At 69.5% G+C, this 7,984-nt stretch carries 7 protein-coding genes; 1 reads left to right on the forward strand and 6 read right to left on the reverse strand.

Translation table 11 applies throughout. The features are described 5' to 3' along the window. Nucleotides 1-79: 79 nt before the first annotated feature. The 6 genes from U9980_RS10670 to U9980_RS10695 all read right to left on the reverse strand — a co-directional run bounded on the left by U9980_RS10670 (nt 80) and on the right by U9980_RS10695 (nt 6,443). Nucleotides 80-535, reverse strand: a complete 456-nt coding sequence (locus U9980_RS10670) for a MaoC family dehydratase (RefSeq protein ID WP_322767772.1) — start codon at nt 533-535, stop codon at nt 80-82. Nucleotides 536-546: 11 nt separating this feature from the next. Beyond that, nucleotides 547-2,172 carry an AMP-binding protein gene (locus U9980_RS10675; protein ID WP_322767773.1) on the reverse strand — a complete coding sequence of 542 codons (1,626 nt, stop codon included), beginning with the start codon at nt 2,170-2,172 and terminating at the stop codon, nt 547-549. Nucleotides 2,173-2,176: 4 nt separating this feature from the next. Continuing rightward, nucleotides 2,177-3,052, reverse strand: coding sequence for an amidohydrolase family protein (locus U9980_RS10680; RefSeq protein ID WP_322749334.1), 876 nt, complete (start codon nt 3,050-3,052; stop codon nt 2,177-2,179). Between the two features lie 18 nt (nt 3,053-3,070). Then, nucleotides 3,071-3,997 (reverse strand): SDR family NAD(P)-dependent oxidoreductase, encoded by a 927-nt coding sequence (locus U9980_RS10685; RefSeq protein WP_322767774.1) that lies wholly within the window; start codon nt 3,995-3,997, stop codon nt 3,071-3,073. A gap of 175 nt (nt 3,998-4,172) precedes the next feature. Then, nucleotides 4,173-5,879, reverse strand: a complete 1,707-nt coding sequence (locus U9980_RS10690; protein WP_416210219.1) for an MFS transporter — start codon at nt 5,877-5,879, stop codon at nt 4,173-4,175. Between the two features lie 156 nt (nt 5,880-6,035). Beyond that, nucleotides 6,036-6,443 carry a MarR family winged helix-turn-helix transcriptional regulator gene (locus U9980_RS10695; protein ID WP_416210222.1) on the reverse strand — a complete coding sequence of 136 codons (408 nt, stop codon included), beginning with the start codon at nt 6,441-6,443 and terminating at the stop codon, nt 6,036-6,038. Nucleotides 6,444-6,871: 428 nt separating this feature from the next. On the opposite strand from U9980_RS10695, the gene U9980_RS10700 reads away from it, so the two are divergent. After that, on the forward strand, nt 6,872-7,984 hold a 1,113-nt coding region (locus tag U9980_RS10700), incomplete at its 3' end, for a BTAD domain-containing putative transcriptional regulator (RefSeq protein WP_322767777.1).

Raw genomic sequence — 7,984 nt, forward strand, 5'->3', positions numbered from 1 at the left:
TCCCCATCTCGGTTTTACCTGGTGCCGTCGCAGGTGAATAGTGCCGCGAGACCAAGAGCGACCGGCAACAGGGGACGCTCTAGATGAGAAAGCGGAAGATCGGCTGGGCGACGCACACCGGCTTGCCACCACCGTCGCGCTCGATCACCGCGTCGATGGTGAGCTGCATCCCGCCGTCGACCGGCTCAAGCCCCACCAGGGTCGCCGTCACCCGCACCTTGGACCCCACCGGAACCGGCGCTGGGAAACGCACCTTGCCCAGGCCGTAGTTCACCTTGGTGCGGACCTCGCGGACGTCCAGCAACTCCGACCACAGCGGGATCAGCAGTGACAGGGTGAGATAGCCGTGCGCGATCGTCGTACCGAACGGCCCGTCCTTGGCCCGCGCCGGGTCGGTGTGGATCCACTGCTGGTCGCCGGTCGCATCGGCAAAAGTGTCGATGCGGTGTTGGTCGATCTCTACCCACGAACTGGCGCCCAGACTCGTTCCAACCAGCGGGGTCAGGTCGGCCAGGGTGTCGACGACTGTGGACACGGTCTGTCTCCTCAATGGAAGGTTGGGGTCCCGGCCGCGGTGGCCGCGCCGGCCGCCGTGGCGCGAAGGTCCTGTTTGCGAACCTTCCCGGTGGCGGTTCGCGGGAGGACCGGGACAAACAGCACATATTTCGGGATCTTGAAGGAAGCCAGGCGGCCCCGCAACGCGGCCCGCAAGGACTCCTCGGTCCAGGCATCCGGGTCAGCGATGACGAAGGCGAATCCGACCTCGCCCCAGCGGTCGTCGGCGACCCCGACGACCGCGGCGTCGACCACGCCCGGCAGCGCGTTGAGCACCGCCTCGACCTCGACCGGGTAGACGTTCTCCCCGCCGGAGATGATCACATCCGTGAGTCGGTCGACGACGTAGGCCCAACCGTCCTGCGCGACCCGCACGACGTCACCGGAGCGGAACCAGCCGTCGGTGAAGGCACGGTCGGTCTCCGCCGGCCGGTTCCAGTACCCGCGGAACACGTTGAGGCCGCGCACCAGCAGTTCGCCGGACGTCCCCGGCTCCGGCTCGTCGGCCCCGGCGGCCAGTGACACGTCGGTGAAGAAGTGCGGCACGCCGATCGAGATCGGCCGCGCTGCCGCGCCCTGCGGCACCGCCAGGTAGACGCCGGGGCTGGCCTCGGTCATCCCGTAGCCCTGCAGGAGCGGCACGCCACGGCGCTGCCAGGCGACCGCGACACGCTCGGCTACCGTCGACCCCCCGTAGATCACGAAGCGTAGGGAGCTGAGGTCCGCCGCGGCGAAGTCCGGATGCTCGCACAACATCTGCAGCATCGTCGGCACGGCGGAGAACGACGCAATGCGCAGCGCGGCGATCGCCGACAGCACGTAGCCCGGGTCGAATCTCGGAGCGACGACAACGGTGCCGCCCTTGAACAGGGTCGGCAGGCTCACCTGTCCGAGCCCGGCCGCGTGGAACAGGGGAGCCATGCAGAGGGCCACGTCGCTGGTCAGGACATCCACGTGCGCCAACTGGTTCATCGTGTTGAACGTCATGTTCGCGTGGCTGAGCACGGCGCCCTTCGGGCGGCCGGTGGTGCCGCTGGTGTAAAGGATCACCGCGTCGTCGGACAGCGCCACCTCCGAACGCACCACGCAGTGCCCCGCCCCAGCCCCCGCCGCGGCGTGCAGGAGTGCGGCGTAGCTACCCGGCCCGGACCCGGCCACCGGCACGACCGCGGCGACCCCGTGTGCGGCCGGGTCCACCGCGACCACCAGATCGGCCAGCTCCGGGCCGTAGACCAGGACCGTTGGACGCGCGTCGTCGAGCAGGTAGGCGACCTCGTCCGCCGCCAGTCGGGTGTTGAACGGGACGAAGATCGCGCCTAGCCGGGCGGTGGCGAAGAAGACCTCGAAGGTCGCGATGTCGTTCGGGCCGAGGTAAGCGACCCGGTCGCCGTGGCCCACGCCGAGCTCGGCAAACGCCAGGCTCAGACGCTCGACCCGGGCGGCCAGTTCGGCGTAGGTCAGGCTGCGGTCTGCCGATTGCTCGCTGTGCTCGCTGTGCTCTCCGGGCTTTCCGGGCTCGCTGTGCTCTGCGGGCTCGGTGTGCTGGCGTAACGCCACGTCCGCGCCGTTGATGCGGGCCCGACGAGCCGGCCAGCTGCCCAGTCCGTAGTCCGGCATCGCGTCATCCTCCTGTCCGCGCCAGCCCGAGCATGCGCGCGGCGTTGTCCTTCAGGATCAGCGGCCGCACCGCCGGTTTGATGTCCAGCGCGGCGAAGTCGGTCAGCCACCGGTCCGGCGTGATCACCGGATAGTCCGAGCCGAACAGCACCTTGTGCTTGAGCAGGCCGTTGGCGGCCCGTACGAGCTGCGGCGGGAAGTACTTCGGCGACCAGCCGGAAAGATCGATGAACACGTTCGCCTTGTGCGTCGCGATCGAGATCGCCGCGTCCTGCCACGGCACCGACGGATGGGCCAGGACGACGGTCAGCTGCGGGTGGTCCGCGGCGACGTCGTCGATGAGCATCGGGTCGGAGTAGCGAAGCTTGATGCCGCGCCCGCCGGGCAGACCGGCGCCGATACCGGTCTGACCGGTGTGGAAGACGACCGGCAGGCCGAGTTCGGCCGCGGCTTCGTAGAGCGGATAGTGCGTCCTGTCATTCGGGCTGAAGGCCTGCATGGACGGGTGCAGCTTGAGACCACGTGCCCCGGCCGCGGCGAGGTCACGCAGTCGGTCCACCGCGGACGCCCCGTCGTGCGGGTCGACGGAGGCGAACGGGATCACGACGTCGTCGTACTTCGCCGCCGCGGCGACGATGTCCTCGCTGGAGAGCGCCGGATGGCCGGTGGCCGTGTGTGCGTCGACGGTGAACACCACGGCGGCCAGGTTGCGCTCGCGGTAGTACTCGGCGATGGCGGCCAGGTCGGGTGTTCGGTTCTCCCCCGCCTTGAAATACGCCGCCGACGCCGCCATCAGTTCGTCGTCCAGCGAGCAGTGCCCGTGGCCGTCGGACTCGACATGCACGTGTGTGTCGATCGCGGTGACCGCGTCGAGGTCGATACCCATCACGACACTCCGTTAGTAGGCTTGCGGGAAGGTCTGGCCGACGGTCTGCAGCTGGCCGGTGAACTCCTTGGGCCAGACGTCGGCGATCGCCTGCGCGCTCCAGCCGCCGTCCGCGAAGGCCACCACCGCTTCGGTGGGATGCGACCACAGCGCGAGCCGGTCGCCGCCAAGCCCGACGGCCTGGCCGTTGACGTCGGCGGCGGCGTCAGAGGCGAGGAACACCAGGAGCCCCGCCACGTCCTCGGGCGGCCCGAAGCTGAGCTCACGGCGGGCGTAGGGCGCCACCGGCTCACCGGCATGCAGCGCGTCGACGTACGGCTTCAGGAACGGTGCGGTCTCGGTCATGCCGGTGGCGGCCACGGGAATCACCGCGTTGACGGTGATCCGCGCGCGGGCGAGCTCGAGCGCCCAGGTTCGCACCATGCCGACGATCCCGGCCTTCGCCGCCGCGTAGTTCGTCTGACCGAAGTTGCCGACCTGGCCGGTGGGCGAGCCGACGCAGATGATGCGGCCGCCCTCCCCCTGCTCGCGCATGCGGGTGGCGGCGGCGCGCACACAGGTGAACGTGCCGCGCAGATGCACGCTGACGACGTCGTCGAAGTCCTCGTCGGTCATCTTCCACAACACCGTGTCACGTAGGATGCCGGCGTTGGTGATGAGGATGTCGAGGCGGCCGAACTCCGCGACCGCGCGGTCCACCAGCGCCTGCGCGACGTCGGTGGACCCGACGGCGCCAACGTGCGCAACGGCCCGACCGCCGGTGTCGGCGATGGATCGCGCCGCCGCGTCGGCGACCTCGGCGTCGACGTCGTTGACGACGACAGCGGCACCGGCCGCCGCGAGCGCCCGCGCGTAGGCGAGCCCGAGCCCCCGGCCACTGCCCGTGATGATCGCGACCCTGCCGTCGAGGGGGCCGTCTGTCCCCCGTCCTGACGTCATCCGTGGACTCCTCTCGCTGGGGCTGCGTGCCGCGACGACCAGCCGGGCCGACCGCCCAATTAAACAGGTTTCCTGACTATCTCAGATCCACGCTGCGGCGACAACGGCTGGCCGACAACGGCTGGCCGACCGCGGCTGGCCGACCGCGGCGCCGACCACGACCCGGTTGCCGATCTCACCCGGCCAGACTCTCCTCAGTGATCATGACTTCGTGCGACCGGCCGCCCAGACCGACCGCCGCCAGCACAGCGGCGACCACGGCGGCAACGCCACAGACGACGTACCCGAGAGCGTAGGCGTGATCAAGAGCGTGGAAGGCCACGTCCTTGAGCGGGTTGAACGGGATGACCGTGCCATCGGGCAGAGCTATCGAGGCGGGGACGGCGTTGGCCCCGAGTGGTCCGGAGTTCACCGCGCCGATCGCCGCATGCAGCGCTGGTTGCTGCGCCGCCGGCGCGCCGGCCGCCGAGCTGTTGAACGCCTCCAGGGCCTTGGCCAACGCGGCGTTGTTGCTGACCTTGTGCGAGACCTCCGCGGCGGCGCGGCTCAGCGCGATCGCGCCGATGATGGCCGGCCCGAGGGTGAACCCGAAGTCGCGCAGCAGGCTGGTCGACCCGCTCGCCATGCCGGCGAGGTGATTGGGGACGGTGTTCACCGCTACAGCCGTGATAGCCGACAGTGCCACCGCAAACCCGACACCGGCGATGAGCAGGGGAGCCACGATCGGCGCGATGGACAGGTTCGTCGCGGACACCTCCGACAGCCAGAAGTCGGCGACTGCGACGAGCGCGAAGCTGATACCCAGCGTCCACCGCGGGTTGTAATGCTCGAGGACGCGCGAGGTGAAGGGCATCAACACCAGCGTCATCACGTTGAGCAGGATGAACGCGATCGAGGTCTTCAGCGGGGTGAACCCCTGGATCGCCGACAGGCGGATGCTCGTGGAGTAGGCGGTGCCGAGGTAGGCGAACATGCCGATGACCGTCGCGACCGCGGCGACCGAGTACGCGCGGTTGGCGAACAGTTCCAGCCGCAGCAACGGCGCGGCCGAGCGGCGCTCCGCCAGCACGAACAGGACCAGGAACAGCGCAGCCAGCACGAATCCGGCGATCACGCCACCGCTGTGCCAGCCGCTCGTCGGACCCTGGATCACGGCGTACAACAGCGCGAACAACGCCACCGCTATGGTTATCTGCCCCGGCCAGTCGAGCGAGCGACCCTCGGGGGCCGCGGAGTTCCGGGCAAACCGCACCGACACGCCGATGCTGATCACTGACAGCACGATGACGGCCACGAACGCCCACCGCCAGCCGGCGTAGGGATCACTACCGAAGCCGTAGCGCGCCAGGAAGCCGCCGAGCACCGGAGAGACGAAGCCACCCGACGCCAACGCCGCCGCCCAGATCGCGATGCCGCGCGACCGGTCACGGACGGTGTGCGTGCCGGCTGCAATCATGGCAAGCGATGTCGGGAAGATCGCGGCGGCACCGACGCCCGCGATGATCTGGCCCAACCACAACACCAGCACCCGGGTCCCGGTCGAACTGCCGGTTCCCGGGGTGAGGACCGCGAGGAACTGCCCGAGGGCGAGCAGCATAGTTCCCCCGACCAGGAGGCGCTTGCGCCCGAACAGGTCACCCATGACCCCGAAGGTGAGTTCGAGGAGCGTGACCGGGACGAGGAACGCGTCGGAGATCCAGGTTAACTGTGACGAGGTGGTGCCCAGATCCTGCTGGAACTGACCGTTGAGCACGGCCGGGATCGCCAGCCCGACTTGGGCGACGCAGACCGCCAGCGCGGCCGCAGCCAGCGTGCCGCGCGTCAGGCCGCGTGGCGGTGTCGTCACGACTACGTCGTTTGCGGGTCGGTTGAGAATGGTCATTCGGGTGGCCTCCAGCGTCCGTGTGCCGGTGGGTTCGGCTGGGTGTGAAGCGTGCCACACGAATCGTGCGATGTACAGGTTTCCTGATAGTTTTTAACAGGAAACCTGACTATGGACTCTCCCTTCCCTCCGATCCGCCTACGCCGACGGCCCCGCTCAGTGCGGCGGGTGCCCAACCAGGTTGGCGCGGCAGACCAGCAGGATCCGGCGCAGCTCGGCGGCCTGCTCCTCGCTCACCCCGGCGAGCATCTCGGTCTCCAGGTCGCTGACCTTGTCCCGGTGGGCGCTCAGCAGCTGCCGCCCGTCGGGTGTGAGGGCCAGCACCAGGCGCCGACGGTCATCGGGATCGCGGTGCCGCTCGATCAGGCCACGCTCCTGCAGGGCGGTCACCATGTCGGCCATGGTCTGCGCCGTGACGAAGGAATTGCGGGCGAGTTGCGCCGAGGACATGTCCGGGTGCCGTTCCAGCACGGTCAACGCCGTGTACTGCAGGGCGGTCAGTCCGATCGGCCGGAAGATCTCGTCCAGGTGCGAGCGGACCACCAACTCAACCTGTTTCATCATGTAGAGCAACGTCGGCTCGGCGCGCTGCGTGCTATGCGCGCTACGCGCCGGCACGGCGCGAGTCGATCGGGCATTCGACACTGGCGGTCCTCGTCGGCGTGGGCCGAGGTGCGTGGAGCTGGGACGTCGGCAGAACTACGGTTTCCTGATGGCTTCACCACGACCAGTGTGCCACCAGACCATGGAGGTACCCGGGCCGCTGCTGTTCGCTCCGAAGGTTGCGGACGGGCCGCTACGGAGAAGACCGATGCCGACGCCCCATGACGGCCCTTGCAAGGAACACCTGAAGGCCCCAGCAGGTCGATTGCCGCCGCGCATCGCCCCAGGGTCACTCCGACCACCAGATCAGATACGTCCTGAAGCCGAGTCGATGGGCGAGAATGTGGTGCCAGGATCATGGGTACGAGGAGCCGGAGAGGGTTCTCGCCATGTTGGACGTACGTCTGTTGAGCGAACAGCGCGTCGCGGGTGGGGCGAGGGTCGGGGGACGCTCGCCGTCGCCGCGCTCCATCGCGTTGCTGGCGTACCTCGTCCTGCACGCGGAGGTCTCGCAAAGCAGACAGCACCTGGCCGGCGTCTTCTGGCCGGACTCAGGCGAGGCCCAGGCGCGCACGAACCTGCGGCGGGAGCTGCACAACCTGCGCCTCGCGATAGGTGAAGTCCCCTCCCTGGTGGTGGAACCGACGGCATTGACCTGGCGGGACACCCCGACCTGCCGGGTCGACGTCCGCGTCTTCCGGACGGAGCGGCTGGCGGCGGCCGCGGCCCGGTCGGCAGGTGACCACTCCGGTTTCCTGCGTCACGCGGCAGCGGCGATCGCCGAGTACCGAGGCGACCTGCTGCCCGGGATGTACGACGACTGGGTTCTCGATCAGCGTGAGCTGCTGTGCCGGGAATGCACGGATCTGTGCGACGAGGCCGTCCGCGGGTGGCGCGCATCCGGCGACCGCGTCCGCGCGATCGAGGTCACCCGGCGTCGCGTCGAGCTGGAGCCGCTGGAGGAGGTCGGGTACCGCGTCCTGATGGAATTGCAGGCCGAGTCCGGGGACCGCGGGGCCGTGATGCGGACCTACCACCGCTGCGCATCCGTGCTGGAGCAGAAGCTCGGGGTCAGCCCCGGCCCGGAGACCACAAGGGTGGTCGAGCGGCTGTTCGGGCGGCGCGGCGCACCGCAACCCGACCGGGTGCCAACGGATCGACGGCCCAGACGGTCGGGTGCGGCCGGGGCGGGCTTCGTCGGCCGAGACGGCGAGGCGGCACTGCTGGTGAGCAAATGGCAACAGGCAGCCGCCGGGCGCAGTGGGCTGGTGGTGGTGTCCGGGCAGGCGGGGGTCGGCAAGAGCCGGCTGGTTGCCGAGCTTGCCACCATCGCCCGCGACAGCGGGGCGGCCGTCGCCACAACGCGGTGCTTCGGGTTGGCCGGGCGTCTCGCACTCGCACCGGTGGCGGAGTGGCTGCGGGCCAGCGACCTCAAGCCGGGCGTCAAACGGTTGGACCCGGTGTGGCGGATGGAGGTCGAGCGGCTGGTGCCGCAGGCGTCC

The sequence above is a fragment of the Protofrankia sp. Cr1 genome, from assembly GCF_963555865.1.
In the GTDB taxonomy this organism is placed as follows: domain Bacteria; phylum Actinomycetota; class Actinomycetes; order Frankiales; family Frankiaceae; genus Protofrankia.